This is a genomic window from Zhongshania sp. (assembly GCF_047636175.1).
Taxonomy (GTDB): Bacteria; Pseudomonadota; Gammaproteobacteria; order Pseudomonadales; family Spongiibacteraceae; genus Spongiibacter.
The window spans coordinates 84,518-111,456 of record NZ_JBLIKC010000010.1 but is presented as its reverse complement, the minus strand read 5'-3'; the positions used below and the strand labels follow the sequence as shown (position 1 = coordinate 111,456).

General features: G+C 49.5%; 28 protein-coding genes. 16 read left to right on the top strand and 12 right to left on the bottom strand.

The window, feature by feature from the left end; genetic code table 11:
• Positions 1 to 37: 37 nt before the first annotated feature.
• Complete coding sequence (locus ACI955_RS08065; RefSeq protein ID WP_415243224.1) at positions 38 to 1,387, top strand: sigma-54 interaction domain-containing protein; 1,350 nt, start codon at positions 38 to 40, stop codon at positions 1,385 to 1,387.
• 1 nt (position 1,388) lies between these two features.
• On the opposite strand, the gene ACI955_RS08060 is transcribed toward ACI955_RS08065, so the two are convergent.
• Both ACI955_RS08060 and ACI955_RS08055 read right to left on the bottom strand, forming a co-directional pair.
• Positions 1,389 to 1,790, bottom strand: coding sequence for a VOC family protein (locus ACI955_RS08060; protein WP_415243223.1), 402 nt, complete (start codon positions 1,788 to 1,790; stop codon positions 1,389 to 1,391).
• Positions 1,791 to 1,936: 146 nt separating this feature from the next.
• Entirely contained in the window at positions 1,937 to 2,284 is a 348-nt protein-coding gene (locus ACI955_RS08055) for a stress response translation initiation inhibitor YciH (protein ID WP_415243222.1), read from the bottom strand.
• Positions 2,285 to 2,371: 87 nt separating this feature from the next.
• Here ACI955_RS08055 and ACI955_RS08050 point away from each other — a divergent pair, with 87 nt between their 5' ends.
• The gene (locus ACI955_RS08050; RefSeq protein ID WP_415243221.1) at positions 2,372 to 2,590 is read left to right on the top strand and encodes a SlyX family protein; all 219 of its coding nucleotides are present in this window, start codon (positions 2,372 to 2,374) and stop codon (positions 2,588 to 2,590) included.
• Between the two features lie 115 nt (positions 2,591 to 2,705).
• Here ACI955_RS08050 and ACI955_RS08045 read toward each other — a convergent pair whose 3' ends face one another.
• Entirely contained in the window at positions 2,706 to 2,966 is a 261-nt protein-coding gene (locus ACI955_RS08045) for a cold-shock protein (protein WP_368377061.1), read from the bottom strand.
• A gap of 425 nt (positions 2,967 to 3,391) precedes the next feature.
• Here ACI955_RS08045 and ACI955_RS08040 point away from each other — a divergent pair, with 425 nt between their 5' ends.
• Positions 3,392 to 6,001 carry a PAS domain-containing sensor histidine kinase gene (locus ACI955_RS08040; RefSeq protein ID WP_415243220.1) on the top strand — a complete coding sequence of 870 codons (2,610 nt, stop codon included), beginning with the start codon at positions 3,392 to 3,394 and terminating at the stop codon, positions 5,999 to 6,001.
• Positions 6,002 to 6,064: 63 nt separating this feature from the next.
• Here ACI955_RS08040 and ACI955_RS08035 read toward each other — a convergent pair whose 3' ends face one another.
• From ACI955_RS08035 to ACI955_RS08015, 5 genes are all read right to left on the bottom strand, one after another.
• Positions 6,065 to 6,274, bottom strand: a complete 210-nt coding sequence (locus ACI955_RS08035) for a cold-shock protein (RefSeq protein ID WP_415243219.1) — start codon at positions 6,272 to 6,274, stop codon at positions 6,065 to 6,067.
• Between the two features lie 447 nt (positions 6,275 to 6,721).
• Positions 6,722 to 9,589, bottom strand: coding sequence for a valine--tRNA ligase (locus ACI955_RS08030; RefSeq protein WP_415243218.1), 2,868 nt, complete (start codon positions 9,587 to 9,589; stop codon positions 6,722 to 6,724).
• 162 nt (positions 9,590 to 9,751) lie between these two features.
• Positions 9,752 to 10,258 (bottom strand): hypothetical protein, encoded by a 507-nt coding sequence (locus ACI955_RS08025; protein ID WP_415243217.1) that lies wholly within the window; start codon positions 10,256 to 10,258, stop codon positions 9,752 to 9,754.
• A 6-nt stretch (positions 10,259 to 10,264) separates the two neighbouring features.
• Positions 10,265 to 10,687, bottom strand: coding sequence for a DNA polymerase III subunit chi (locus tag ACI955_RS08020; RefSeq protein ID WP_415243216.1), 423 nt, complete (start codon positions 10,685 to 10,687; stop codon positions 10,265 to 10,267).
• A 13-nt stretch (positions 10,688 to 10,700) separates the two neighbouring features.
• On the bottom strand, positions 10,701 to 12,179 hold the full coding sequence (locus tag ACI955_RS08015) for a leucyl aminopeptidase (protein WP_415243215.1): 1,479 nt from the start codon (positions 12,177 to 12,179) through the stop codon (positions 10,701 to 10,703).
• Positions 12,180 to 12,551: 372 nt separating this feature from the next.
• On the opposite strand from ACI955_RS08015, the gene lptF reads away from it, so the two are divergent.
• Both lptF and lptG read left to right on the top strand, forming a co-directional pair.
• Positions 12,552 to 13,664: an LPS export ABC transporter permease LptF gene (gene lptF / locus ACI955_RS08010; protein ID WP_415243214.1), complete on the top strand. Its 1,113-nt coding sequence runs from the start codon at positions 12,552 to 12,554 to the stop codon at positions 13,662 to 13,664.
• Positions 13,657 to 14,718 carry an LPS export ABC transporter permease LptG gene (gene lptG, locus ACI955_RS08005; protein ID WP_415243213.1) on the top strand — a complete coding sequence of 354 codons (1,062 nt, stop codon included), beginning with the start codon at positions 13,657 to 13,659 and terminating at the stop codon, positions 14,716 to 14,718. The genes lptF and lptG overlap by 8 nt, the downstream gene beginning before the upstream one ends.
• Here the strand turns inward: lptG and ACI955_RS08000 are convergent.
• Positions 14,715 to 15,227 carry an RDD family protein gene (locus tag ACI955_RS08000; RefSeq protein WP_415243212.1) on the bottom strand — a complete coding sequence of 171 codons (513 nt, stop codon included), beginning with the start codon at positions 15,225 to 15,227 and terminating at the stop codon, positions 14,715 to 14,717. The genes lptG and ACI955_RS08000 overlap by 4 nt on opposite strands.
• Before the next feature lie 120 nt (positions 15,228 to 15,347).
• The gene (locus ACI955_RS07995; RefSeq protein WP_415243211.1) at positions 15,348 to 15,836 is read right to left on the bottom strand and encodes a hypothetical protein; all 489 of its coding nucleotides are present in this window, start codon (positions 15,834 to 15,836) and stop codon (positions 15,348 to 15,350) included.
• A gap of 177 nt (positions 15,837 to 16,013) precedes the next feature.
• Here ACI955_RS07995 and ACI955_RS07990 point away from each other — a divergent pair, with 177 nt between their 5' ends.
• Positions 16,014 to 16,691, top strand: coding sequence for a winged helix-turn-helix domain-containing protein (locus ACI955_RS07990; RefSeq protein WP_368375708.1), 678 nt, complete (start codon positions 16,014 to 16,016; stop codon positions 16,689 to 16,691).
• Positions 16,678 to 18,051: an ATP-binding protein gene (locus tag ACI955_RS07985; protein ID WP_415243210.1), complete on the top strand. Its 1,374-nt coding sequence runs from the start codon at positions 16,678 to 16,680 to the stop codon at positions 18,049 to 18,051. The genes ACI955_RS07990 and ACI955_RS07985 overlap by 14 nt, the downstream gene beginning before the upstream one ends.
• A gap of 30 nt (positions 18,052 to 18,081) precedes the next feature.
• On the opposite strand, the gene ACI955_RS07980 is transcribed toward ACI955_RS07985, so the two are convergent.
• Positions 18,082 to 18,708, bottom strand: coding sequence for a hypothetical protein (locus ACI955_RS07980; protein WP_415243209.1), 627 nt, complete (start codon positions 18,706 to 18,708; stop codon positions 18,082 to 18,084).
• On the opposite strand from ACI955_RS07980, the gene ACI955_RS07975 reads away from it, so the two are divergent.
• From ACI955_RS07975 to ACI955_RS07940, 8 genes are all read left to right on the top strand, one after another.
• A complete protein-coding gene (locus tag ACI955_RS07975; RefSeq protein WP_415243208.1) occupies positions 18,707 to 18,850 on the top strand; it encodes a hypothetical protein in 144 nt (47 codons plus the stop codon). The two genes, ACI955_RS07980 and ACI955_RS07975, sit on opposite strands and share 2 nt — an antisense overlap.
• Positions 18,851 to 18,866: 16 nt before the next feature.
• The gene (locus ACI955_RS07970) at positions 18,867 to 19,907 is read left to right on the top strand and encodes an AraC family transcriptional regulator (protein ID WP_415243207.1); all 1,041 of its coding nucleotides are present in this window, start codon (positions 18,867 to 18,869) and stop codon (positions 19,905 to 19,907) included.
• Between the two features lie 232 nt (positions 19,908 to 20,139).
• Entirely contained in the window at positions 20,140 to 21,339 is a 1,200-nt protein-coding gene (locus ACI955_RS07965) for an acetyl-CoA C-acetyltransferase (protein ID WP_415243206.1), read from the top strand.
• A gap of 121 nt (positions 21,340 to 21,460) precedes the next feature.
• Complete coding sequence (locus ACI955_RS07960; RefSeq protein ID WP_415243205.1) at positions 21,461 to 23,623, top strand: 3-hydroxyacyl-CoA dehydrogenase NAD-binding domain-containing protein; 2,163 nt, start codon at positions 21,461 to 21,463, stop codon at positions 23,621 to 23,623.
• Positions 23,624 to 23,785: 162 nt separating this feature from the next.
• On the top strand, positions 23,786 to 23,971 hold the full coding sequence (locus ACI955_RS07955) for a hypothetical protein (RefSeq protein WP_415243204.1): 186 nt from the start codon (positions 23,786 to 23,788) through the stop codon (positions 23,969 to 23,971).
• Positions 23,972 to 24,010: 39 nt separating this feature from the next.
• Positions 24,011 to 24,346, top strand: a complete 336-nt coding sequence (locus tag ACI955_RS07950; RefSeq protein WP_415243261.1) for an EAL domain-containing protein — start codon at positions 24,011 to 24,013, stop codon at positions 24,344 to 24,346.
• On the top strand, positions 24,298 to 24,453 hold the full coding sequence (locus ACI955_RS07945; RefSeq protein WP_415243203.1) for an EAL domain-containing protein: 156 nt from the start codon (positions 24,298 to 24,300) through the stop codon (positions 24,451 to 24,453). Before ACI955_RS07950 ends, ACI955_RS07945 begins: the two co-directional genes overlap by 49 nt.
• Positions 24,454 to 24,601: 148 nt before the next feature.
• Positions 24,602 to 25,003 carry a gamma-glutamylcyclotransferase family protein gene (locus ACI955_RS07940; RefSeq protein WP_415243202.1) on the top strand — a complete coding sequence of 134 codons (402 nt, stop codon included), beginning with the start codon at positions 24,602 to 24,604 and terminating at the stop codon, positions 25,001 to 25,003.
• On the opposite strand, the gene ACI955_RS07935 is transcribed toward ACI955_RS07940, so the two are convergent.
• Complete coding sequence (locus ACI955_RS07935) at positions 24,981 to 25,943, bottom strand: FAD-binding oxidoreductase (protein ID WP_415243201.1); 963 nt, start codon at positions 25,941 to 25,943, stop codon at positions 24,981 to 24,983. The two genes, ACI955_RS07940 and ACI955_RS07935, sit on opposite strands and share 23 nt — an antisense overlap.
• Before the next feature lie 272 nt (positions 25,944 to 26,215).
• Here ACI955_RS07935 and ACI955_RS07930 point away from each other — a divergent pair, with 272 nt between their 5' ends.
• Positions 26,216 to 26,893 (top strand): class I SAM-dependent methyltransferase, encoded by a 678-nt coding sequence (locus ACI955_RS07930; RefSeq protein WP_415243200.1) that lies wholly within the window; start codon positions 26,216 to 26,218, stop codon positions 26,891 to 26,893.
• Positions 26,894 to 26,939: the final 46 nt, after the last annotated feature.

Genomic DNA, 26,939 nt, shown 5'->3' with positions numbered 1-26,939 from the left:
TGACACTTTATGTTAATAACTAAATGTGGGTGATAGCTTGGCCTCTGCTCGACATATTCTTAAATTTGCGGTGTTTGCACCGGAGCCCCTAGCAGGGCGCCTGCAAAGTATTCTGATGTCATTGGGCGATTACCATATATGCACCGACATCGCTGGACTGAAGCCAGGGGACTGCGCGGCTATTTTTACATGTGGCCTTAACGCCGCCCAAAATCGTTGGCTGGGCGCCGCGTCGCCACCGGTGGTGGCTTTGCTGCCAAGTGATAAGCTGGCCACCAAACCGGCTGAAGAGCTGGTATTGGGAAGTGATTTTTACTATCAAGATGTGCTCGAAGTCTTATACCGACTGCGGCTAGGTAGGGATGTGCCTCAGCGTGGCGGCGTTGCCAAAAAAGATCGTTTGGTTGGTATTAGCTCGGCGGTTGCGGAGTTGCGACGCTTGTCCGCGCAGGTGGCAGATAAGGCGGTGACGGTCCTGATAACTGGGCCCTCAGGCGCAGGTAAAGAAGTGGTTGCCCGCTCCCTACACGACTTATCCTGCCGCCGAGACGCTCCCTTTGTCCCAATTAATTGCGGCGCCATTCCGCGTGAGTTATTAGAAAGCGAGCTGTTCGGTCACGAGCGGGGTGCATTTACCGGGGCAATATCCAGCAGGGCTGGGCGATTTGAACTGGCCGAGGGCGGAACCTTATTTCTGGATGAAATTGGAGATATGCCCCTGGACATGCAGGTGAAGATTCTGCGGGTAATTCAGGAGCGGACGTTTGAGCGGGTGGGTTCGGATAAAACGCGCAGCGCCGATGTAAGGATAATTGCGGCAACGCATCGCAATTTAGAGGCGATGATTGAGTCGGGTCAATTTCGTGAAGATCTCTATTACCGGATAAATGTATTTCCCTTGAGTGTGCCCGGGCTTGCCGAGCGGCCAGAGGATATTCCTCACCTGATTCGCGCCTTGGCGAAACAATTAGAAACCGAGGGTTTGGGGCGTTTGCGCCTTGCAGACTCGGCTATACGCTCTTTATGCGCTCATGGCTGGTCGGGCAATATTCGCGAGTTAGCAAATTTATTGGAACGGCTGGTGATTATGTACCCCTATCAGGTGGTTGGGTTTATCGATTTACCTGAAAACTACCGCTATGGTGATGACGGTTGGCGACCGCCAATATTAGCGGAGTCTGACACGGCGGCGGAAGCCGGCATCAGCGTGCCGGCGTTACCTGCAGCGGGAATAGATATGAAAGACTATTTTCAGGACGTCGAGCGGCAGTGGATATCGCAGGCCCTGAGTGTCCACGAGGGCGTGGTGAGCAAGGCGGCCCTGCATTTGGGGCTGAGAAGAACTACGCTGATTGAAAAAATGCGCAAACTAGGTATTCAGCCTTAGCTTAAAGGACGCCAAACACTTCGATCCAATTGCCGTCAGGGTCGGCAATAAAACCAAAGCCGATGCCATCTGCAAATACGGTTACGTCTACAGGGATCTCGACGCCACTGGCTTTTAGCTCTGTAAACCAGGCGGACAAGCCGTTTACACCCATCGATATATAGCGGTAGCCTTTGGCGCTGAACCCGCCGCCGGCGATAACGTCAGCTGCTGGGGCTTGGTCGTAGTTAACGAGTTTTATGATGGCGCCGCCAAGATGGTAGCGATGCATAATGCCACCGGGAAACGATAGCTCAGACTCATATTTCAGGCCAAGTGTCTCACCATAGAAGGCCCGCATTGTGGCCATATTGGTGGTGACAATACCAACTTCTATGCTGTCACTGAGTAGCTGCGGAGGCATGCTGAGATCCTTTTGTTTGTTATTTTTAGCTGCTGTGAATTTAGCCAAGCAATAGATGGTAATTGAAGCGTGGGCTAAGTGTGAAGCCTAATAGCGATGCGCGAGCTAACATGGCGCTAGATGCCAAATTATTGAACTACTTGCTACTAAGCACCCGACAATTTGACGTTATAGCCTTTGCTTTCTAGCAAGGTTTTGAGTACTTGACGCTGATCGCCTTGGAACTCCATTTCATTATCCTTAATTGCGCCGCCGGTGCTAAGTTTTTGGCGAAGCTCTTTGCCCAAGGTCTTAAGTTCGTCAGCGCTTATCAATACGCCGCTCACAATGCTCACGCCTTTTCCTTTACGGCCCTTAGTTTCGCGGCGAATGCGCACGATACCGTCACCGCTGGGGGCGGTATTATCCGTGTTTTTACAGACGCACTCGGTGCTGGCTTGGCCACAATCGGGGCAGCGGCGGCCAAGATCGGTTGAGTAAACAAGTCTAGACACGATTTTCTCCTATTTTGTGCTGCGATGATTATAATGGCTCCGCCCGCTTAAGGGTGATTTGAGTCTTAGTTTTTAAGGGAGCCTTAAATGGCCGATGATGTATCTGCTCAGCTTATCGACGTACAAACCCAATTGACGTTCCAAGAAGATTTACTTAACGCGCTGAATGACCGCGTAGTGGCCCAAGATCTTGAAATAAGGAACTTGCGACGTACCCTAGAATTGCTCCACGAACAGATGAAACAAAAAAACACTTCGGGTGAAGATGCCCAACTTGTCGATTCTGAGCGGCCGCCTCATTACTAAGCAGCGTATAGCGTGTTAAAAAATAGCGGGGCGTATATTTAGAAGAGAGGCGAGAAGCGTGGAATTCCTGTGACAAGACCTATTTAGTCTTGTCACAGGATGTGTCGCGGTGGTGTTACTTAATCATTGTGACTTCTTCCGCCTGCGGCCCTTTTTCACCCTCAGTAAGAATGAATTCCACAGTTTGCCCTTCATTTAGACTGCGACGCCCTCGGCCTTGGCCGCGGATTGAGCGAAAGTGAACAAAGACATCACCACCGGCATCGCGGGTGATAAAGCCATAGCCCTTGCTAACGTTAAACCATTTAACTGTTCCGCGCTCGCGCTGACTTTTAAATTTGTCGGCAAGCGTTGGCAGTTTGGGTGATAGTAGCATTCCGAGTAATATTGCGATTGTGATGATGGCGGCAGAGAGTGGGTTGCCTGCATCGACGCCTGTTAACTGCAGCGCTGCAATACTTGAAAAGCTTAAGATGGCCAAAAATATAATTCTAATTATCAGTAACATATAAATCCAAAAATAGCTGAAAGTGGAAAGAACCTAATCGTATTTAGCGAGTGGTGTTTTACCCGCGCGCCATTATAGCACTCGTATACGATGGCGTCGCGGCTACCGGGGTTTGTGAGGTTAGCCCAGCAATCATCGTGATTTCACTAGGTAATAGTGCAAATGCGTGCTCAACGCTGCATTGCGCTAAGGGAAATTACGAATAGTTCTCGACCGCGTCAAATCGCATTATAAAAGGCCCTTCAATGATGGGGTTAGGCAGTGTACTCGTGTCATTAAAAGGGGGCATGTTGATGCGTGACTGGATTGATTCCAGAGAGAGTAAGCTAAGCGCCAGAAAGCATCGTCTCATACTCACTGTTGCTATTGCAGTGCTCTGTGTATTGATACTCATATTGGCAGTATCTCAAACATATCTTCTCAGTAGGGCTGAGTCGGGCACCAACTCGACTTTATCCCAATTACAGCTGAGAGAGGCGTCGCTATTTGAGCTTGAAACGGTGCTCGCTCGGGGCAATGTCTTTCATGAGTTCGCAGCCGCTGATCTTATGAATGACCTACCTCAAGCCAATATCATTCGACGTCGTTTTACCGCAGGACGCGATATACTGCTGAGTGATGTTTTTGCATCGTTTCCCCAGCTCATCGTGCGGGACTTAGTTCGCCTGCTCGATATGCATTCTTCTTATCAATCTGGGGCCTCCGAATCTTTAATTAGCGTTTCCCCGCCTTTAAATCCTCAGGTCGCTGCCCAAAAATTAGTCACTGGCTTGCAGGCTTTGCGGGCGTATGAGCAAGAGTGGGTGTCGGCCTTGGCGATATCTGTACTTGACCAGCGAGTGCGCTGGCATCAACAGAGCCAATTTATATTTATCTTGCTACTGCTATGCTTGTTGCCATTGGCTGTGGGTATTTACTTTGCGAGGAAATTCGTCAAAGAGCATCAGTGCATGCTCGATACGAGCGAGTATTTTTATCGCCTTATCAACACCTTACCGGGCATTGTGATGTTAACGGATCGCAGTGGGCACATTCTGTTGGCCAGCGAATCTACAGCAAAATTTTTAATGTACCCCCGTGAGCAATTATCACGCATGGATATGCTGAGCTTGTTGCCAAAGCGTTTTCGGCAGCAATACAAGTTGTTTAGTAACAACTATATGGACGGCAGTGCTGAGCGAGGTGGTCAGCGGGTCAAGGGTCGCGAACTGTTAATTTTGAACTCGGAAGGGGTCGAGATACCAGTCGAGCTTCATTTTGGCGATTTTGATACCTTGGATGGTGAGGTGGTGGTGGTGTGTCTTCAAGATGTTTCTGAGCGCCGAGACTTATATCAAAAATATCAGCATTCTCAAAAGCGTTTTGAGATGGCAATGATGGCATCGCGAGACGGTCTGTGGGACTGGGATATGATAAACGGCTCGGTATTTTTTAGCCCTTCATGGCTAAGTATGATTGGTATTAAAGGCGGCCAGCCGCTCGATGGCCGTGCGGTGTTTGATGCCAGTATTCACCCAGATGACCGAGTACGTGTTAGGCAAGCTATTCAAGATTTTTTAAAAAGCGATAATACAGTGTTCCGTGATGAGCACCGTTTACGACGTATAGATGGCAGTGTCTGTGATGCAGTGACTCGTGCTTGTGCTCAACGTGACAGCTCCGGTGAGGTTATTCGTATTGTAGGGATGCATTCCGACGTTACCCACTTCAAAGATGTGGAGCGTGAAGTACGACGCTTAAACCGCAACCTTGAAGACAGAGTACGCTTGCGCACTCAACAATTGGAGTCTGCGGTGATGCAAGCCGAGAAGGCTAGCCGCACTAAAGCGACCTTCTTGAGTGTTATGGGGCATGAAGTACGCACGCCCATGAACGGCGTTATTGGCATGGCTGATTTGTTAAGTAAAACAAAGCTAGATCGTGAACAGTGGATGATGGTTGATACGGTGCGGCGCTCGTCCATGAGTTTACTGGCCACTCTCGATAATATATTGGATTACTCCGCATTGGATTCTGGTGATGTGGAGCTGGAAGTAGAAAGTATCCAATTAGCTGAATTTGTTGAGGGCGTGGCCGACGAATTTGCCGGTAGCGCAGCTAAGAATAAAATTCGCTTTATTCTATATATTAACCCCGCCGTACCCGCGGCGGTCTTCGCTGATGCTACTCGGCTGCGTAAAATTTTGGTGAACCTATTAGGTAATGCCATAAAATTTACCAAGTCTCGGTCTGGCGGCGGGCTGCTTCAGTTGCGCCTGAGTACTGCAGAGACAGAAGCTGCGACTTGTCAAAACATCACTTTTGAAGTGATAGACAATGGCGTAGGCGTATCGGAAGAGATGCGCTTGCAGTTATTCAGTCCCTTCATGCTAGAAGAGAATAGCCGAGCCCGTCGCTTTGGTGGCACGGGGCTTGGTTTAGCAATTACCACCCGATTGCTGGATTTAATGGGAGGTGAAATAGCGTTAGACGAAGATCACCTTGAAGGCAGTCGCTTTGTGTTTTCCATTCCTTTTACGGTTGATGCCTCGTCGAAACGCATTGTGGTTGGCGGGGGCATAGTCGTATTTGCCAGCATAGGCGATGATTTATTAAAAGAATCGGTAAAGGCCGCATTAGCGCTGGGAGGACAAGAGGTCTCTTGGGTGAGTTCTGCGGCAGATCTGGCTGAGCAATTGTCGACAATAAAGCAGGACAATGTGGTACTTATTTTAGCTCATGATGCCGATAGCGACTTGCTTGAATACTGTAAAACTCAGATGGTGAGGACGATTTGCATTGCCCCCAGGCCAAGTCGGCTTAACTCACGCGACCCAAGAACAGTATATAGCGACCCACTGTTACCATCTGCTTTGGCTAGGGCAGTTGAGTATCGGCCGCGACTGATGCTAGAAAAATTTTAGCGGTATCCGCGCTAGATACAACACAACTTGCCGCGTGGCCAGCAGTGATGGATTTGTCCGCTATCAGACTTTAGTCACGTCTTCGGCCTGAAGCCCCTTTGGTCCGTTAATTAGGTTGAATTCAACAGCTTGCCCTTCGTCCAGAGTGCGATAGCCTTCGCCGCGAATAGAGCGAAAATGGACGAAGACGTCATTGTCTTCGCTGTGGCTAATAAACCCGAAGCCTTTGGCGTTGTTGAACCACTTAACCGTACCGGAAACTCGGTCGCTCATTGCTCTTCCTCATTGCGTTGTTAAACAAATAGGTGGGGTGAAAGACGGACAGATTTGTGAAGATCGAAATTTTGCTGTTTAAGGTTAATAAAACGGTCTGGGTGCTGGGGGAAGTGGGGGGATTGGCCACAATGCAGTGATTACTGCTTGGCCCGGGCGCTGTATTTATCAGCGAGTTGTCTCTGCTTGCGACCATTACATTACAGCGGATATCAGACTTGTTATGAGCTCTACTATAGCGCCTTTAGGTGTTTTGTCTATGCCTTAGGGTTTTATAGTAGAGCGCCGCGAGCAGGATGATATTCGAGCTGCTTGGCCCTTGTGCCTTGAAAGCTGGCAAGAATAAGGTATTTATGTCTAATAAATAATCCATTCCAGCCAGCTATGGGCTTGGCCTAGTGCCCGCGCTAATACTGACATGGCGCATCAATAGCGCTCAGTGGATGCTTACAGTGCTTTAATCGTTTGCATTTGATCACTTAGCTTTGTCATTGCAGCTTGCTGGCCAGCTAGTTTCTCCTGCTCTTTAGCCACAACATCGGCTGGTGCCTTATCTAAGAATCCAGCGTTGCTGAGCTTGCCTTGTAGGCGTTGGATATCTTTGTTTAGCTTTTGGATTTCTTTCTCTAGGCGGATAATTTCTGCCGCTTTATCGATTAGGCCCGACATTGGAACCAGTACTTCCATGGTCCCTACTAACTGAGTCGCAGACATCGGCGCTTCGTCATTGACTGCCAGCCATTGAATGTCATCGAGTTTGGCGAGCTTGGCAAGAGATTGGCGATGACTGTTTAAGCGTCGCAGATCCTCATCGCTGCCATTCTTTAACAGTAAAGTCAGTGCTTTTGAGGGGGGCACATTCATCTCGCCGCGAATATTGCGGATGGCGAGAATAACGTGCTTCAGCCATTCGACATCGGCTATGGCGTCGTCGTCTATTTTCTCACTGACGGCCAAGGGATAGGCTTGCAGCATAATGGTGTCGCTGCCGGCACTGAATGCAACACCTGCGATGGGGGCAACCCGCTGCCAGATTTCCTCAGTGATGAAGGGCATAAATGGGTGGGTCATTCTCAGGGTGGCTTCCAGCACCCGGATTAGTGTTTGGCGAGTGCCACGTTTGGCGTCAGCGCTGGCGTTGTCATCCCACAGCACCGGTTTAGACAGCTCTAGATACCAATCGCAATAGTCATTCCAAATGAATTCATAAATCGCTTGGGACGCGTGATCGAGCCGATAAGCTGCCATTGCATTGGCAATGGTTTGCTCGGTTTGTTGCAGGCGCGAAATAATCCAGCGGTCGGCGAGACTCAGTTCCACGCTTTCGCCATTCACACCGCAGTCTTGCTCTTCGGTATTCATGAGCACGTAGCGGGCGGCGTTCCAAATTTTATTGCAGAAATTGCGATAACCTTCTAAGCGACGCATATCCCAGTTGATATCGCGGCCGGTTGAGGCCAGCGAAAATAGCGTGAAGCGCAGAGCGTCGGTACCGTGGGCGCCAATACCCTCGGGGAATGTGCTGCGGGTGGCCTTGGCGATTTTTTCAGCCAGCTGCGGCTGCATCATATTACCGCAGCGCTTCTCCAATAGTGCGTCCAGTTCAATACCGTCAATCATATCTAGTGGGTCTAGTACGTTACCCTTGGACTTAGACATTTTTTGGCCCTGTTCGTCGCGAATTAGGCCGGTGATGTAAACGGTTTTAAACGGTACTTGAGCATCACCGTTTTCGTCTTTATTGAAATGCATGGTCATCATTATCATTCTGGCAACCCAGAAGAAAATGATGTCAAAGCCGGTGACTAATACGTCGGTAGGGTGGAAATTTTTGAGGCGCTCAGTTTGCTCCGGCCAGCCCAGAGTGCCAAAGGTCCATAGTGCGGAGCTGAACCAGGTATCGAGTACATCGTCGTCTTGCTTGAGTTCTAAGCTCGCCGGTAGTTGGTATTTTGCCCGGGCTTCCGCTTCATCGCGAGCGACGTAGATATTGCCTTCAGCGTCATACCATGCGGGAATGCGATGTCCCCACCATAGCTGGCGAGAAATACACCAGTCTTGAATGCCGCGCATCCAGCTGAAATACATATTCTCGTATTGCTTGGGCACAAACTCGATGCGACCGTCTTCAACCGCCTCAATGGCGGGCTTGGCCAATGCGGCGGTGGCGACAAACCACTGGTCGGTGAGCAAAGGCTCAATAACTAGACCTGAACGGTCTCCGCGCGGAACCTTGAGGGCATGATCGTCTACTTTTTCGAGCAGGCCAAGGGTGTCAAAATCGGCGACAATGGCTTTGCGGGCCACATAGCGATCTAGCGTGGCATAGCTTGCGGGCAGCATTTTATCGAGATCGGTATTTTCTGAGCTGTCGCTATTGAAAATCTCGGCTTCGCTGCGAATGGCGGCGTCTTTGTCGAGGATATTAATCATCGGCAATTTGTGGCGCTGGCCTACGGCATAATCATTGAAGTCATGGGCGGGCGTGATCTTGACGCAGCCGGTGCCAAATTCGCGATCAACGTAGTCGTCTGCAACGATGGGAATTTTGCGGCCTACTAACGGCAGGGTAATGAACTTGCCGATCAGTGAGGCATAGCGTTCGTCTTTGGGGTTAACCGCAACAGCGGTATCGCCAAGCATGGTTTCTGGTCTGGTGGTGGCAACCACTAAGTAGGTTTTACCGTCTGCGGTCGTTTCACCGTCGGCCAATGGGTAGCGGAAATACCACATAAAGCCTTTTTCATCGGTGTTTTCGACTTCAAGGTCCGAGATGGCGGTGTGGAGTTTTGGGTCCCAGTTAACCAGGCGCTTGCCGCGGTAAATGAGCTTGTCGTCATATAGCCGCACAAACACTTCTTGTACTGCTTTGTAGAAGCCATCATCCATAGTGAAGCGTTCATGGTTCCAGTCTACTGATGCGCCTAGACGACGAAGCTGCCGAGTTATGGTGCCGCCAGATTCTTCCTTCCATTCCCACACTTTATCTAGAAATGCGTCGCGGCCGAGATCATGACGAGTTTGGCCAGTTTCAGCGGCGAGTTTGCGCTCGACTAACATCTGGGTAGCGATACCTGCGTGATCGGTGCCAACCTGCCAAAGGGTGTTGCGCCCCTGCATGCGGTGGTAGCGGGTGAGGGCGTCCATGATCGAGTCTTGGAAAGCATGCCCCATATGCAAACTGCCGGTGACGTTCGGCGGCGGGATCATGATGCTGTAAGAGTCGCCCTTGCCCTGAGGCGAGAAATAGCCTTTTTCTTCCCAGTTTTGGTACCACTTGGTTTCGATGTCTGCGGGCTGAAATGTCTTGTCCATTGAGTCTCTGTGGCGTGTTAGCCTGATGTTTTAGGTGGTGTTAATGGCGCCGCGCGTGCTGATCTAAATTATAGGTCGGCGGGGAGGCTTGGCGATTTTAAAAGTCGATAAGTATACTTAGTTTCGGGCGGGCTGGCTAAAAAGAAAGTCTCATCTTCGGTGTTAGTTGTCGCCATGAAGTTGAGAGTGCCAGCGCTGTAAAATCACATTGTCCAAGCTCAGTAGTCGCTTGCGCAGCTCGGTTTCTATTTCTGGCATCATCGAGTCGATGACTTCCTGCATAAATATTTCGCGTCCGTAGTCGTCGTCGCCTGAATAGCTGCTATCAAAGCTTGACGTTGATTTTCTTGCATCAACATTAACGTCAGTGTCGTTAGGGGAGTAGAGTGGTGAATGGTCGATTAGGGTATTTCCATATTTATTAAATATGGTGTCGGCGGTGAAAACTCCAGGGCCTGCATTGTCAGCCTCAATATTCTCAGCTTCTAGATCATTAGCTTCTAGAGCCACAGACTCTTGAACGCCAGGATTTACAAACCCTTCATCTACATCGTCCTCAATAATGTCATCAAGCAGTGGGATCGCGGCCAAGTCGACACCGTGTTGCTTATGTAATACCGCTTTAAGTTCTTCCAGTTCACCCAGCAGTGGGCCTTTTTCCGTTGCCATTGGGAATTAACCTGTGATGGTGTGAGTTTTTAATGGATAGCCGCGGTCTTTATAAAAACTATAACGCTCGCGCGATGCGCTCAGACTGTCGTCCTGCTGGCTGACAATTTCGGCTAGGCGTTTAAAACGGCTGAAAAAAGTAGGAATTTCCTTGGCGAGATTGACCAGCACGTCGCAGTGCTCACCGGCGTGCTCACCGCAACCTATCAGCACGGGATTCAGGTCTGCGGGGTGACCGCTGTGGGGAATGAAACTCTCGTCGCGATACTGCCAAAGCATGGCGTCTAGGGCTTCGGTGGCGTCGACATCATCGCAGTGTAAATAGACCTGATGACCCGCGCGCCAGGCTTTCTCGGTGAGGCGGCAAGCATAATGCATTGCCGCTTCAGCACCCAAAAGACTGAGTATGTGGAAGTCGATTCGCGTCATTTCTCAGCGCCTATTAGCCGGCCTTACTTGCAAGATACTGGCATAGCAGACCAACGGGACGTCCAGTGGCGCCTTTGTTTGCACCGCCGATCCAGGCCGCACCGGCAATGTCGAGATGCGCCCAACGGTAATCTTTGGCGAAGCGAGACAAGAAACAAGCTGCGGTGATACTGCCGGCTTCGGCCCCGCCAATATTGGCCATATCGGCAAAGTTACTGTCTAGTTGTCCTTGGTAATCATCCCACAGGGGCATATGCCATGCACGGTCTTGGGCGAGTCGACCTTGCTCCAATAACTCTGCGGCAAAGCCGTCGTCATTACTGAACAAGCCGCTAGCATGTTTGCCTAATGCCACCACGCAGGCGCCGGTTAGGGTGGCGATATCGATGACCGAGGCAGGCTTAAACCTGCCGGCATAGGTGAGGGCATCGCACAGAACGAGGCGACCTTCGGCGTCAGTATTGAGGACCTCAATCGTCTGTCCCGACATACTAGTGACAACATCGCCGGGCTTGGTGGCGCTGCCGCTAGGCATGTTTTCCGCTGCGGCGATAATACCGATGACATTTAGTTTGATATCCATGTTGGCCACCGCGTTTAAGGTGCCAAGAACACTGGCGGCGCCACACATATCGTATTTCATTTCATCCATTTTCGAGCCAGCCTTGAGGCTTATGCCACCGGTGTCGAAGGTGACGCCTTTGCCGACTAAGACATGGGGTTTGTCCGATTTTTTGCCGCCCTTATATTCCATTACAATAAGTCGCGCGGGCTGATCAGAGCCAGCTGAAACTGATAGCAAGGAGTGCATGCCCAATTGCGCCATTTTCTTTTCGTCAAGCACGCTAACAGTGACCGATTCGAACTTGCGACCCAACGCTCGCGCTTCACTGGCGAGATAGCTTGGTGTACAAATATTGCCGGGCAGGTCGCCCAAGTCACAGGCTATATTAATACCCTTGCCAATACTGGCGCCGCAGTGAACTGCACGACGATTGGCGTCGGTGTTCGCGCCCTGTAATGTGAGGCGGCGAATAGATAGGGCGGGCTTGGGTTTGCTAACGGTGGCAGTGTAGCGATAGCCAGCGGTGGTGATGAGTTGAGCGATGCGCTGTAACTGCCAAGGCGCTTTGCGATCAGCTACGCTGATACTGTCGAGCATTATGCTGATGTCTTTGCAGCCTGCACTGGCTGTAGCATTAATCGCAGCAGTGATGATTTTGTCAAACTCACCGTCTTTGAGATCAGCGTTATCGCCTTTGCCAATAATTAATAAGCGTGGCGCTTTTAGCCCGCTAACCGCGGGTAAGTAAAGCGATTCAGCGATTTTGCCATTAAAGTCGCCGCGATTGATGATTTCAGTGATGGCGCCGCCCGTGGCGGAGTCTGCGGCCTTGGCGATATCTGTGCTCAGCGAGCGATCAACGATGAGGATTAGGCAATCGGTGTTTACAGTAGTGACATCTTTACAGGGCTTTAGACTAATTTGCATGGATATACTCGCAGACAGTGGGCAGATTGGTGATAATGCAAGCCGTTATATTATGACGTGATCGTTGAGGCGTTACACGCCGCGTTATATAACGCTTACTCGCAAGTCAGTATAAGGCTGTATTCTGGCCTTAGTGTAAAGGGTATCATCTTGGCGTGAAATAGTTAGTGCTGGTCTGATTAATGACAAGGCTCGGTATTTTTAGCGTCGGCGATGGATGGATTTGCCTTTTATTTTCTTGATAAGCCTGTGTCTGGCGCTTTGGCGGGATTTAAATTAGCTGCGGACAAGGTGTTAATTAGAATTTACGAGAATATAAAGTTACGGTGCTGTCGTTGTGATTGATTACCGTCAGGGGTGGTGGAGATATGGTTGATTTTATTTAGGTACCTCACTAGCGAAATGCTAAAGACGGTTTTCGCCGTTACGCTAACTTTGCTTGTTATTATTATGAGCGGACGGTTTGTAAAATACCTTGGTCAGGTAGCGTCGGGAGACTTTGCCCCAGACGTGCTGTTTTTGGTAATGATGTACCGCCTGCCAAACTTTCTTGAAGTGGTGCTGCCCTTGGGGTTGTTTATCGGCATCCTACTCTCATACGGTCGTCTACACGTCGACAGTGAGATGACCGTCATGAGCGCCTGCGGCTTGAGTCGCCGGCGCTTACTGACCTATACCTTAATCCCCAGCTTGATTGTTGCCGGTATCGTGGCGTACATCAGTTTGGTGGTAACTCCCTCTGGTATTCAGGCCTATGTGGAGCTATTGGCAAAAAGTCGTTCTGAGTTAGGTGTAAAGGCGGCGGTAGAGGGCCGCTTTCGATTAGATAAAGCCAGTGGCCGGGTGACGTATATTGAAAGAGCCGATCGCGATGATCAGACGATGCAGGGGGTGTTTATCGCCCAGCCTGAGCCCATTGTCGATGGCGGCCGGCCGCTAATATCGCTAGTCACCGCGGCGCAGGGTCGTTTTGAGATCGACGAAAAATCGGGCCAGCGCTACTTAGTTTTAGATGACGGTGTGCGCTATGTGGGTCAATCTGGGTTTATGGATTATCAGGTCACCAGCTTTGGTCAACTTGATCAGTTGATCCGAGATTCTGAGGCAAAAACCTATAGGCAAGAATTAGACGGCAAGGATTCGTCCGAGCTGTGGGGGTCATCAGAACTTGAAGATATCGCGGCTATACAGTGGCGGATTTCTTTGGGCTTATTGGTGCCTATAGCGGCGCTTATTGCGGTGTCGCTAAGTAAAACCAATCATCGCCGTGGTCGCTACGGCAAGATGTTTCCTGCCTTTATGATTTATATGGTGTATCTGGTCTGCTTAAATGCGATTCGCGATTCTATTGCTAAAGGGGTTTGGCCGGTATTCCCCGGTATGTGGATTGTTCATGCCGCGTTCTTATTGCTGGGTTTGGTTTTGCTTTACTGGGATAGCATGTTGCGACACTGGTGGCTGAACTGGAGGCGTCATCGTGGCTAAACTCAACCGCTATATAGGGAGAACGGTTGCCGGTGCCATTATTATGGTGTTGTTTGTTATCGTTGGTTTAGATCTTCTGTCAGAGCTCATCGATGGATTGAAAGAGGTGCGGGGTGACTACACTTTTGTAGCAGTACTTAAATATGTGGGTCTTACTTCACCGGGAAGTTTTTACGATTATTTACCCTTTGCGGCCTTGATAGGCTGTTTGGCGGGTTTGGGGTCACTGGCCAGCAGCAGTGAATTAATTGTGATGCGCGCCGCCGGCGTTTCTACCCGTCAGCTGGTATTTGCGGTTATTAAACCGACCTTGGCAATCACCTTGTTGGGCCTGGTCGTGGCCGAATATGTTGCGCCGGTGTCACAGCAAATTGCCGAAAGTCAGCGCGCCGTTGCCTTGCAAAAAACACATTCTATTCACTCTCGGCACGGCATGTGGCATCGCGAGGGCCAGCAGTTTATGCATTTTAATGCGGTGCAGCCCAATGGCGTATTGTTTGGTGTGAGTATTTTTAGTTTTAACCAAGAGCGCCAATTAGAGCGCAATATCTTTGCCGAGCGGGCGCATTATATAGACGGCGACTGGACATTAGAGGCGGTAAAAGTTGTCGACCTGGGGCCTAAGGGTGCCACCTATGAGTTTATTCCGCAGCTGCCCTGGGACACCGGTTTGTCGCCGGAACTATTGAATATTTTGGTCTTGGATCCCAAGGATTTGTCGATAAGCGGTCTGTGGCGATACGCTCAATATTTGAATAAGCAGGGCTTGAACGCGGGCGATTATGAGCTGGCATTTTGGAATAAATTATTACAACCCCTCACCATTATGGGCATGGTCTTAATAGCGATTTCCTTTATCTTTGGCCCCTTGCGCAATGTCACCATGGGGTTTCGAGTGTTTGTCGGGGTGATGGTGGGAATTGTATTTAGAACTCTACAAGATATTCTTGGGCCGTCCAGTATGGTCTATGGCTTTGATCCGATTTACGCCAGTTTATTGCCCATCGTTCTATGTTTTATTGCGGGCACCTATATGTTAATCAAAAAGGCCTAGGTTTTTTTGGCCTTGTTTTTTTCTTTGGGGATTGAGCGCAAGACGGTTTTAGACGCGCGGTCATGCCAAGCGCGACTGTCGCGATCTAGCCAGATCCACCAGAAGCCCAAGCCGCCGGCGGCAAGAGATATACCCGCGACTAATACTCGAATAACGCACTGCGTCCAGCTCGGTTGGTCGCCATTAAGGTTTTCTAATTTAATTCTCCACGCTTGCATACCCAGTGTTTGGCCACTTTTTCGCCAGAACCAGCCGTAAAAAACAATAATCAACATCATCAAGTATCCACGGTAAATCCATCCCTGCAGGGGGACGTCGAGTTCGTGGACAACGCTATTATTGGCAGGGTTAGCAACAAAGGATTCTGGACTTAGGAAATAAGCTGGAATCAGGGTCGCAATAAATAGCACCGCAAATAGCAAAAATACGTCGTAGATAATCGCGGCGATACGTCGAAATACCCCCGGTGGGCCTTCTGTAAGCGCAGAAAGAGAGTCTTTGGCCGCCATAGGCGCGGAGCTTTTTTTTGATACAGGCTTAGTATGTTGATATTTTGGCGGCATTAGCGGTAGGTCCAGTGCAGAAACCTACGCATTGTAACAGGGCTGTCATTGCTAGGTGTAGTGCGATTAGAAGGCGAGTGCAACACCTAAAGTCAGCGAATCACTGCGCACATGAACTTGGTAGTCTGTTTGGTAGCGGTCGAACCTCGACATGGCGACGCGACCTTCTTCGTCCGGTAAATAACGTTTGGCGCCTGCGCTTCTGTCGTGAAAAGATTTATACAGTGCTTTCAAACCCATTTTAATTAAGGTTTTAGTGGCATCACTGCCTCGTTTGGCGGTGTTTTGGTCCATCCATATGCGGTTAAAACGGGCCTGATTGGCGTTAAATGCTTGGAATTGACCGGTGGTTTGATTGCGCTCGATACAAAAGCTGATGGTGGGCCGATATGTTAGTTGCTCATCCTTAGGTGGGGTGATGTCGTTAACGGATTCGGAGGCCCAGTTATCACCAACAGCGGTGCCTGGTATTAGCCCGCAGGTCAGCAAAAGTAAACAATGGTATTTACTAATCCAATGGTTAAGGCAGGCATAAGCATTTTTTATATTATTCATTGCTGTTAGTCTCCCTAAGCTGAGTTGAAGCTGTTGGAAAAAAGTGTACGCGCCCGCATACTAAGGGTGAATAAGTAGATGTACTTCACATACCAAGGTCTTTCACGGATTACTGTTTCGCGAGTGAAAGACGTTTAAGTGACGAAGCCAAGATAAAAGTGCAAGGGATTACTGTAGATGCGGGTCTTATTGATAGAAGATGATGCGAGCGTAGCCGAATATATTGTGAAGGGCCTACGTGAAAGCGGGTATCAAGTTGAGCACGCTGCCGATGGAAAAACCGGTTTGGTCAAGGCGACCACTGAAGATTACGACGCGCTTATTGTCGATCGCATGTTGCCCCATGTTGATGGACTCACCATTATTCAAACGTTGCGGGCGTCAAATGACAGCACACCGGCATTGATTTTAAGCGCATTGGGTGAAGTGGAAGATCGTGTTAAAGGTTTAAAGGCCGGTGGTGACGATTATCTTGTGAAGCCATTTGCGTTTGCTGAATTATTGGCCCGTATTGAGGTCATGTTGCGTCGCCAAGAAGCGGGCTCGGCTGTTACGCGTTTGAAAGTGGCTGACTTGGAGATGGATCTGCTGGCGCACAAGGTGTCTCGCGCAGGCCAGCCTTTCAATTTGCAGCCCAGAGAATATAAATTATTGGAATACTTGATGCGTCACGCCGGTCAGGTTGTTACCCGTACCATGTTGCTTGAAAACGTGTGGGACTATCATTTCGATCCACAGACCAATGTGATTGATGTGCATATTAGCCGCCTGCGCCAGAAAATCGATAAAGGCTTTGATAAACCCCTGCTGAACACAGTTCGCGGTGCTGGATATATGTTGGATGATTCTCAGTAAAATCTTTAGTAGTTTCACCTTTCGATTTCTGGTCAGTTATGTCGCCTGGCTCAGCGTTGCGGTATTTATGGTGCTGGCGCTGATCTATGCCTTCATTGCATATGACTTTTTTGCCGAAGTTCATCTCTCTGTGGAAAGCGAACTGGGGGATTTAAGTCAGTCTTATGAGACCGGTGGCGCCGCTGCGGTTGATGAGTTTGTAAAAGACCATAGTGGTCCAGATCGTCTTATTCGGTTTTTCTATTACGTGGGTGATGAGAATCTCAATAAAATTGCGGGCAATCTCGATCAATGGCCCGACAGTCAAGAGTATCGCAACGGCTGGCTGGGCTTTAGTTTTGAGTCTTTAACGAATCCTTCTGATTATATTGGCACCGAGTTTGTGGCTCGGTCACGGCAATTGGCTGGCGGCGAACATGTGCTGGTAGCCCGGCATTACGCCGACGTACTTAATAGCACTAAATTAGTCGGCGGCGCTTTAACCCGTAGTATGGTCGCGACTATTTTATTAGGGACTATTGGTGGTGCCATTGTCACGGTATTAACGCTTAGACGTGTCGAACATATCAATGTCACCTTGCGACGGATTATGACCGGTGATCTGTCCGAGCGTATCGACACCAACGCCAGTAGCGGCGACTTTTTACGCTTGTCTGAAAGCGTGAATCAGATGCTCGACCGAATAGAAGTCTTAATGGCGGGGGTCAGGCAGGTATCGGACAATATCGCCCATGATTTGCGCACACCCTTAACGCGGCTAAGAAACAAACTCAGTGATCTGCATGAAAATTGTGAAGACTCAGCAAGTCGAGATCAGTTGGAAATGTTAATTGAAGAGGCCGACGGTTTATTAGGTACCTTCAGCGCCCTGCTGCGTATTGCGCAGGTCGAGACCGGTCATCGGCGTTCGGGCTTTGCTGAGGTCGATTTATGCACTTTAGTAACGGACGTCATCGAGCTATACGAACCGCTATCCTCAGAGAAAAATCAGACTTTTCATACTGGCTTGGCGAAAGTCGGCAGTTTTCACGGTGATCGGAATCTGCTATTCCAAGCGGTGGCGAATTTAGTCGACAATGCGATTAAATATACTCCCGAGGGTGGTCGGGTGCAGGTCAATCTGGCGGTTGAAGGCAGTATTGTTAGAATTGAAGTCGCCGATAGCGGTGTGGGTATTCCCGAAGAAGATCGAGAGCGGGTATTCCAGCGCTTTTTCAGGGTGGAGCACAGCCGCAGTCGACACCCTGGTAACGGCTTGGGGCTGAGTCTAGTGCAAGCGGTTGTCCGCTTACATGATGGCTATATTGAATTAAAAGATAATAATCCCGGTTTGCGGATTGTGTTGCGCTTTCCACGATGACGACTGGGGTTTTGGCGAGGATAACGGCCGCTATTTTAAACTGAGGTGCTCTGTATTCGGCACTCGATAAGCCGTTTTCGGTTTTTGGTCTAGCAGTGGGGTGCCTGCGCCACACAGACTCAGATTGCTGCTTGACGCTACTGCAACTTTCGATTCCGCGGGAGGCATTATTGTCTCCCCTGCAGGCGCAAGGCTAATATGGTCGGTGTCTGGCGCGGGCAGCGGTATCGCTTCATTCTGAGTTAGCGTTTCGCCGGCAGCGGCAACACTTAAATGCCCAGTGTCGGGAACGGCGATAGGCGGATAATAGTGCTCATCGTCGCTTAATACTGGCGTACCGTTAGGACACAAGGACAGCGTCGCCGGGTGCGATGATTGCTTGGCGGCGGCCTCAGGGGATTCTTGGTCAGCATGTGGTTCAGTCGCCGTGGGCACCACTTCGGTAATCACCCCAATACGGCTAAAAGCTTCCTGGAAGCGCTTTAGCTCGGTGTGGTCGAGATCTTTGCGAACGCGGCTGGGTTTGCCTGTGAGTAGCTTGCCTACTTTCTCGGCAGGGCACTTGAATAGAGTGGCGAGTTTATTGATGGCGGCATCACGCGATACCCCGGGGGCGACGTTACCAGTCAAAATCAGGTCGAAGCGGGTATTAGCCATGTGGTTATTATGGCTAGCTTATTGGATCTATTCAACTGTGCAGAGAATTGAGCTAGATGGCGATGAAACTGCCGAAGTGCGGCAAGCGAGTGTTAAGATGTGCCGAATAAATATAGACGTGCTGGAGAAGTCTGCTGAGTAATATCGACTTAGAAACCGTGCCGACCAAATTCGCGCGTTCACTGCTTAATCTTGCCGCTGAAAGAGGCTACGACCACAGTGGCATATTAACGGTGGCGGGGATTGGCTTCAATCCTCTGAATAGTCGTTCGGCAGGTTATCAGGCCAATATCTCAGCTATGCAATACACTAAAGTGTATCAGCAGGTCATGAGTCTTTTGCAGGATGAAGCCTTTGGCTTAATGCTGGGCCAGAGCGTCAGTCCCGGGGCTTTTCGGATGATGTGCTACTGCATTATCGGTTGCGAAAATCTGGGCGCGGCGATCAAACGCGCCTGTGAATTCTTTCGCACATTTTACGATGCCGATGCGCAGATCTACTTAGATACCCGTAAAGATAGTGCCATCGTTGGATATGGCAGTATAAAAAAAGGCTTTGCCGGCGAGAAAGTGGATGCCGCTGATCTCTACGGTTTATCTATCTGGCATCGCTTCTTTTGTTGGCTGGTCGGCAGCAATATTGAATTGAAAGAGGTGCGCTTCGCCGGGCAAGCGCCCTCAGGGAAAAGTCGCGTAGAGAAGTATCAGCAGTTGTTTTCCTGCCCCGTATATTACGGCCAGCTCCGTGACGAGTTTGTGTTTGATACCCGTTATTTAGCCTATCCTCTGGTTCATAACGAACGAACCTTAAAAGAGTTTTTACGTGCCGCACCTTATCCCTTAATGGTGATGAGCGGCGCGCGTGACGACGGCAGTTTAGTCGCACGAGTCCGGGCCATGATTGGCCATGATTTTTCTCAGGGTTTTCCGAGTTTTGAACGCATCACAGACGCCTTAAATATGTCGGCGCCAACCTTGCGTCGCCGTTTGAAAAAAGAGGGTACAACCTTTCAGCAACTGAAAGATGAAAGCCGTCGAGACGCGGCAATGGCGTACCTTGGAAACTCCGAATTATCTATTAATGCGGTTGCAGCGTTAATGGGCTTTACGGACCCATCGGCTTTTCACCGCTGCTTTAAAAAGTGGACGGGCACCACGCCAGGTGAATATCGTCAGAAAGAGCGTGAAAACAACCGCTAAACGCCAGAATACAGAGACGGATTATAATCGCAGCTAGTAACTGCGGGCTGTTTTCTTCTTTGTCCCTCCTACTGCTGTTTTTTAAGCCTATGTTTTATATCGTTTTTTAAAAAATCTGTCAGTGTGTTGACCGAAAATGCCATTGTCTTAAACCGCCGTGACAGTTCATTGTGCTCGCCGCGGCCACCTCACTGGCCCCATGACTTTCATTCCTCGTTCGGCAGGACATACCATGGCAGAAGCATTTATTTATGATGCGATTCGTACCCCGCGTGGCAAAGGCAAACGCAGCGGTTCGCTCTATGAGGTTAAACCAATTGACTTGGTGATCAATCTTTTAGAAGCACTTAAAGATCGCAATGACTTAGATACCACAAAGGTGGAAGATTTAATTCTAGCCTGTGGCGAGCCGGTTAAAGAACAGGGCCAAAACATTGCCAAAGCGGCACTGGTATATTCGAGCTGGGATGATGTTACTACCGGCGCACAATTACATCGTTTTTGTGCGGGCGGTTTAGACGCCGTTAATATGGCGGCGGCCAAAGTCGCTGCAGGCTATGAGGACTTAGTCGCCGCAGGTGGCGTTGAGTCTATGTCGCGCCTGGGTATTGGCGCGAGTGGCGGCGCAACGGGCGACCCCTGGGTCGCAATGAAAAGCTATTTTATTTCCCAGGGTTTGGGCGCAGATATGATTGCGACCATGGACGGTTTTAGTCGCGAAGATGTTGACCGCTATGCGGTAATGTCCCAGCAGCGGGCAGCGCGGGCGCGTGACGAGGGTTACTTTAAATCTATCGTGCCGGTAAGGGATTTAAACGGCGTCACCGTTCTAGATCACGATGAGTTTATTCGTGGTGATTCATCTTTAGAGGGTTTATCTAAACTCAAGCCCGCGTTTCAAATGTTTGATGATTTTGGCCATGGCGGTGTTGCAAGGTTGAAGTATCCGCAATTGGAAAATATTAATTGCGTGCATACGCCGGGCAATTCCTCGGGCATCGTCGATGGTGCTGGACTAGTGCTGGTTGGCAGCGAACGTGCAGGCAAAGAGCAAAACTTAACACCAAGAGCCCGCATTCTAAGTTGTGCTCTAGTCGGTACTGAACCCACTATCATGTTAACCGGTCCGGCGCCGGCGACCGAAAAAGCGCTTAAGAAAGCCGGTCTCACAGTCGATGATATCGACTTGTTTGAGCTTAATGAGGCCTTTGCCTCCGTCGTATTACGCTATCAAAAAGTACTCAATATCCCCGATGAAAAAATCAACGTGAATGGCGGCGCCATTGCCATGGGCCATCCTATTGGTGCTACCGGCGCGATGATTCTCGGGACTTTATTGGACGAGCTTGAGCGTCGAAATTTGAAGCGTGGTGTGGTCACGCTGTGCGCGGGTGGCGGTATTGGTATTGCCACCGTGATAGAGCGTGTTTAAGGCGCCATTTTAGGACCACAGAATATGTTTGTAGGTGTTACTGCAAACGTGAACGGGTATAAGAATTAGCGGTGGGCTAGCAAGCTAAATAGCGGCCACCGAATAGAGAGAGACAAATATCATGGCATATATTCGCTTGGAAAAAGACAGCGACGGTATTGTAGAGCTGATTTTTGATCAGCCAGGTAAAGCCGTCAATACCATGGGTCGTGAATACGATGAGGCTATGCGCGCAGCGGTTACCGAATTGGTTGCGATGGTTGCCGAAGGCGGTGTAAGCGGTGTTTATGTGCGCAGTGGCAAACCGAAGCAATTTTTTGCTGGCGGTGATATTAATGAAATGTTGAATATGGATTTAAATCCTGCTGCTGAGGAAAAAGCGGCAATGTACAGCGGTATCATGGCAACAAAAGCATCCTTGCGCCAGCTTGAGACTCTGGGTGTTCCGGTGGCCGTTGGCTTAAATGGCCCCGCATTAGGCGGCGGTTTTGAGATTGCCCTGGCGTGTCATTACCGCGTTGCAATAGCTGGAATTCAAGTTGGTTTGCCAGAGGCGATGATTGGCCTGATGCCTGGCGCCGGTGGCGTAGTGCGCATGACCTATTTGCTGGGTATGCAAGAAGCGATCGCCCTGATCAGTCAGGGTCGCCGACTTAAGGCAGATAAGGCCTTAGAAAAAGGACTGTTGCACGAATTGGCGGGCGATGAAGCCGACATGCATGCCAAGGCAAAAGCCTGGATAAAAGCCAATGCGGGCGCTGTGCAGCCCTGGGATCAGGAGGGCTATATTATTCCCGGAGGTGGTCCGGATGAGGTCGCTAATCAGGGGCTGATCTTTTTTGGTCCTGCTAATGTGATGGTGCAAACCAAAAACTTGATGCCGGCTCAGAACGCGATTTTTGCCTGTGTTGTTGATTGCGCGCGAGTAGATTTTGATACCGCACAAAAAATTGAAGGTCGATATTTCCTAAGTTTGTTATTAGATCAAACTGCTAGGAATATGATGACCACCTTTTTTGTACAGATGGAAGCGCTGAATAAGGGCGCTAATCGTCCGGATGTCAGCGAGCGATTTAAGTGTAAGAAGCTCGGTATTATCGGCGCAGGACAAATGGGTGCAGGTATCGCCACAGTCGCCGCTCAAAAGGGCATTCAGGTTGTGCTTAAAGATATTAGTCAGCAAAACGCCGATCGTGGTCGGGCTTATGCTGAAGCCTTTTTTACTAAGGGCGTTTCAAAGGGCAAGATGACAAAAGACTCAATGCATGCCTGTATGGCTCTCATTCATGCGACGGCCGACTACGCTGATTTAGCAGACTGCGATATGGTAATTGAAGCCGTATTTGAAGATCGTGTTATCAAGGCGGCGGTGACTACTGACTGCGAAGCGGCGATGGCAAGTGACAGCGTGTTTGCATCTAATACCTCGGCTTTACCGATTTCAGACTTGGCTCAAGCCAGTGTGCGGGCGTCAAATTTTATTGGTATGCATTTCTTTTCGCCGGCAGAAAAAATGCCTTTGGTGGAGATCGTTCGCGGCAAGCAAACCTCGGATGAAACTCTAGCTAAGGCCTTTGATTTAGCGCAACAGCTTGGGAAAACCCCCATTGTGGTCAATGATGCACCGGGCTTTTTCACCACTCGTGTTATCAGTAAAACCGTGACCCAAGGCGCCATCATGCTGGAAGAAGGGGTCAATCCGGTACTGATTGAGTCTGCCGCCCGAGACAATGGTTCACCGGTTGGGCCGCTGGCAGCGATTGACGAGATCAGCCAAGAGACGGCGTATAAAAATGGACAGCAATCCAAAGCAGACACTATTGCTCAAGGGCGTGAGTGGCAAGATAATGCCGCGTCACGAATTTTAGATCTTATGGTCAATGACTTCGGTCGCAAGGGTAAAGTGCACGGCGGCGGTTATTATGAATATCCCGCTGGTGGTAAGAAATACATATGGCCCGGCCTGAAAGATGCGTTTGCAGCACAGGGTTACGTTGATATTCCCTACCAAGATATTAAAGATCGACTTACTTTCAGTCAGTGTCTTGAGGCAGTGAGAGCAATGGAAGAAGGCGTAATCGATGTTGTCGGTGACGGTAATATTGGCTCCATTATGGGTATTGGTTTTCCAGCCCAAACCGGTGGTGTATTTCAGGCAATAAATGCCTATGGTCTCAAAGCATTCGTAACGCGGGCGCAGGATTTAGAGGCGCATTATGGTAATGATTTTACGGTACCTGCACTATTGCTGAGTAGAGCTGAGAGTGGTGAGTTGTTTCACTGAGAGGCTATCTGCAAAGTTTATAATCAAGGCCAGCGCAATGCTGGCTTTTTTTGCCATGATAGTTAGCTCGGAAGCGCTTACTTAAAATTAGATATTATTATTTTCGGCCACGTGTAAAAGGGTATTCGCTTAGTTATTTTAGCAACTCTTAAGACTGTTGTGTTGTCGGAATACAAATGGCGTATTTCTGGTGTTTTCAGCCAACTATTGATATCAATCGGATGGCAATTGCGGGGTATGAAGCGCTTGCCCGCGAACGACCAGCTGACCTCTATCGGCGCGCTGTTTAGTGATCTCAGTTTCAATTGTGCGGAACTGCTTGCCATAGACCGCAGTGTACGTAAATAAGCCTCGGCTTACTTTGCCAAAAGTGGGAAAAATGTTTTCCTGTCACTAAATTTATCTCCTGCATGGACGGATCATCTTAGCGATGATCTGCTGGTGCCGACCATTGAGATGCCGCAATCCCTGAATATTAACCCAACAAGGGTTTTGATTGAATTTGTTGAGGGCGCGGGGACGGACGCCAATATGCAGAAGCTGCTGGCGCGATACTGTGTCGCAGGGATGAAGATTTCTATCAAGGATTTTGGTTCTGGACCTTCCCATTTAGATCGTATTATTACTCGCGAACCCGACATTATTAAACTGAACATGAGTCTGTTAAACGCGCTATGGCCGGTGGTGTGTCCCAGCAAGTTGTGCAAAGTATTTCTCATTTAGCGCGTCGCACCGGAAGTCATTTATTGTGCGAAGGCGTGGCAACGGAGCAAGAGTTTTACTTTCCATTAGAGTGTGGTGCGCGTTATGTGCAGGGCTACTTCTTTTAGCCGGCGTTGCCGGAATTTATAGACCCTAATTCGCCAAGTGATATTATTCGCAGTGGTCGCCTGTGTCAGACAATAGCAAAGGTATTGTCTGACGATAGAATATTGTTTGCAGATGTTTTTTGTTTTAGTGAAGAAGATAGAGACAGCCATGGCGATAGTTTTTACCTACGGTAGTTTGATGTGTGCTGACATTATGGCTGCGATAACAGGAGTCGATTTGCATAGCGACGTTGTAGTCATCTCGAACTTCGCTCGCTACGCTCTGCGCGGACAGACCTTTCCAGCTATGGTTGCAGAAGAGTCGGCGAGGGTAGAGGGGCGCTTGTATTATGACGTCGATGAGTCGGCGCTGGCGCGCTTAGATGTGTTTGAAGGTGATTGCTACCGGCGTTGTACGGTGTCAGTAAAGACCTCAAATGGGACGGATCTTCGGGCCCAAGCCTATGTTTTGCGCGACTTTTACCGCAGTCTGTTAGCCGATTGGGATTGGGATTTTGATCATTTTTTAGCGCATGGCAAAAAGGACTTTACAAATCGGTATCTGAGCTAGCAACGTCTGCCTTAGACGCAAAGTTAATAAATTCTTCAGTAATTATATTTCGTGGTGATGCGCCGAGCATAAAGCACTTTTTCCGAATGCTTTTTACAAATTCATCGCCACCGCAAATATAGATTTTTTGACCTCGTAAATTTGAAAACTCGGTGGAGAGGGTTTTTTCGATATTATCTATGTCGCTAGTCTGATAGGTAAACGTCGGTGCGCTATTTTGCAGCGCTGTGAGCGACGGCTCTGCATAGCTTGTATCAGTTTTGGCGGCGGCCAGTAAGTGGATGTTGGCAGTATGTTGATGATCAACAGCGTCGCGTGCAATGCCGATTAACGGCGCGATACCAGTGCCCGCGCCAATCAGTAATAGTTTTTGCTCGGCGTGATCTTGCAGGTAAAAAAAACGTCCTAAGGGGCCTTGCAGTTGCAGGCTGTCGCCGACTTTTACAGTGTCAGATAATGGTTTGCTCAAGGCGCCATTTGGATAGACACGGATGTGTAGTTCAATAAAGGGATCGAGGCGGGCAACACTAGCTATCGAGTAGCAGCGGGCGGTGTTATTTATCCAAAGCGTAATATATTGGCCCGCTCGCCAACGCAGACGGCAGTTTAAGCGCAGACATAAGGTGTGCTCATCGAGCAAAAATGATTCGCTGACAGTTGCCGGTATCTTCTGCGCCTGCAAATCAACTTGCTGTAATTGCATGTCCTGATCTGGAATACAGCGGCATGCTAGAAAATAGCCTTGGCGCGTTTGCTCCGCGCTTAAGCCTTGCTGGCAATCTTCTGGGATTAGCTTGGGTTCGGCTTGCAAGATACAGGCCTGGCATGCTCCGGCCCGGCAGCCGTAGGGAATGGCGACATTATGCTTGAGTAATGTGTCGAGTACCGATTCATTGTCTGCGTTGGTGTAACTGCATTCTTGATAGTAAATAGCTGGCATAGAGTGTTCGCTGCAGTGTGCTTTGAGTGAGTTATGTGCCCTCTCAATAATGAGACCGAGGTCTTATAGTGAGGGGTATTGGCAAGCTTATCAAACAAAGTGCTTGTGTGGACGTGATCAAGTGAGCAATAGCGATCGCTGAGACCTAGTATGGCGACGGTATAGCTTGCCGATATATTGGCGCCGTAGATTCCGCAAAATTAATTATTTTATGATGCTAGCGTGAGCAAATATAGCTTAATCTAGATTGGGAGTTATCAGAGGGGCACGGCGTGAACGACAAAGCTTATGAGGATGCCATTGTTAAATCCTGGTATAAAAATGTTGATGCGTGGACAAATGCAGTACGCGACGCCCAAATTAGCAGTCGCGTTACCGTTACCGATGCGGCTATTGTCAACGCTGTGGTAGCGCGGTCACCGGCATCGGTTTTGGATCTCGGTTGTGGGGAAGGCTGGTTGGCGCGGGCGCTGACAGACCTTGGTCTGTCGACTGTGGGTCTAGACGTGGTGCCAGACTTGATTGCCAAGGCCAGCGCGCGCGGTGGTAAATTTAAGGTCCTGTCATATCAGGAGTTTGCCGCAGGAAAGTGGTCGCAGCAAGTTGACTGTGTGGTGTGTAATTTCTCTCTTCTTGGTAAGGAGCTTGTTGGGGGCGTACTGCGAGCTATGCCTGCGGTAATGGGTGCTAGCGGTCACTGCATTATTCAAACGCTGCACCCAGCGTATGTTGGCGAGCCCTACTGCGACGGTTGGCGGCAAGGAAGTTGGGCGGGTTTTAGCAGTGATTTTGTTGAGCCGCCACCGTGGTATTTTCGTACCCTATCATCGTGGCTATCGCTGTTTGCAGATTGCGGGTTGCATTTAAAGGAGTTTATTGAGCCTTTGAATACCGACACAGGACAGCCGGCCTCCCTGATATTTGTGTTGGCCAGCGCAGGCAAAGCTTAAAGATTTACTGTTATTGTATATACCTTTGGCGTAGTAGCCGCCACAG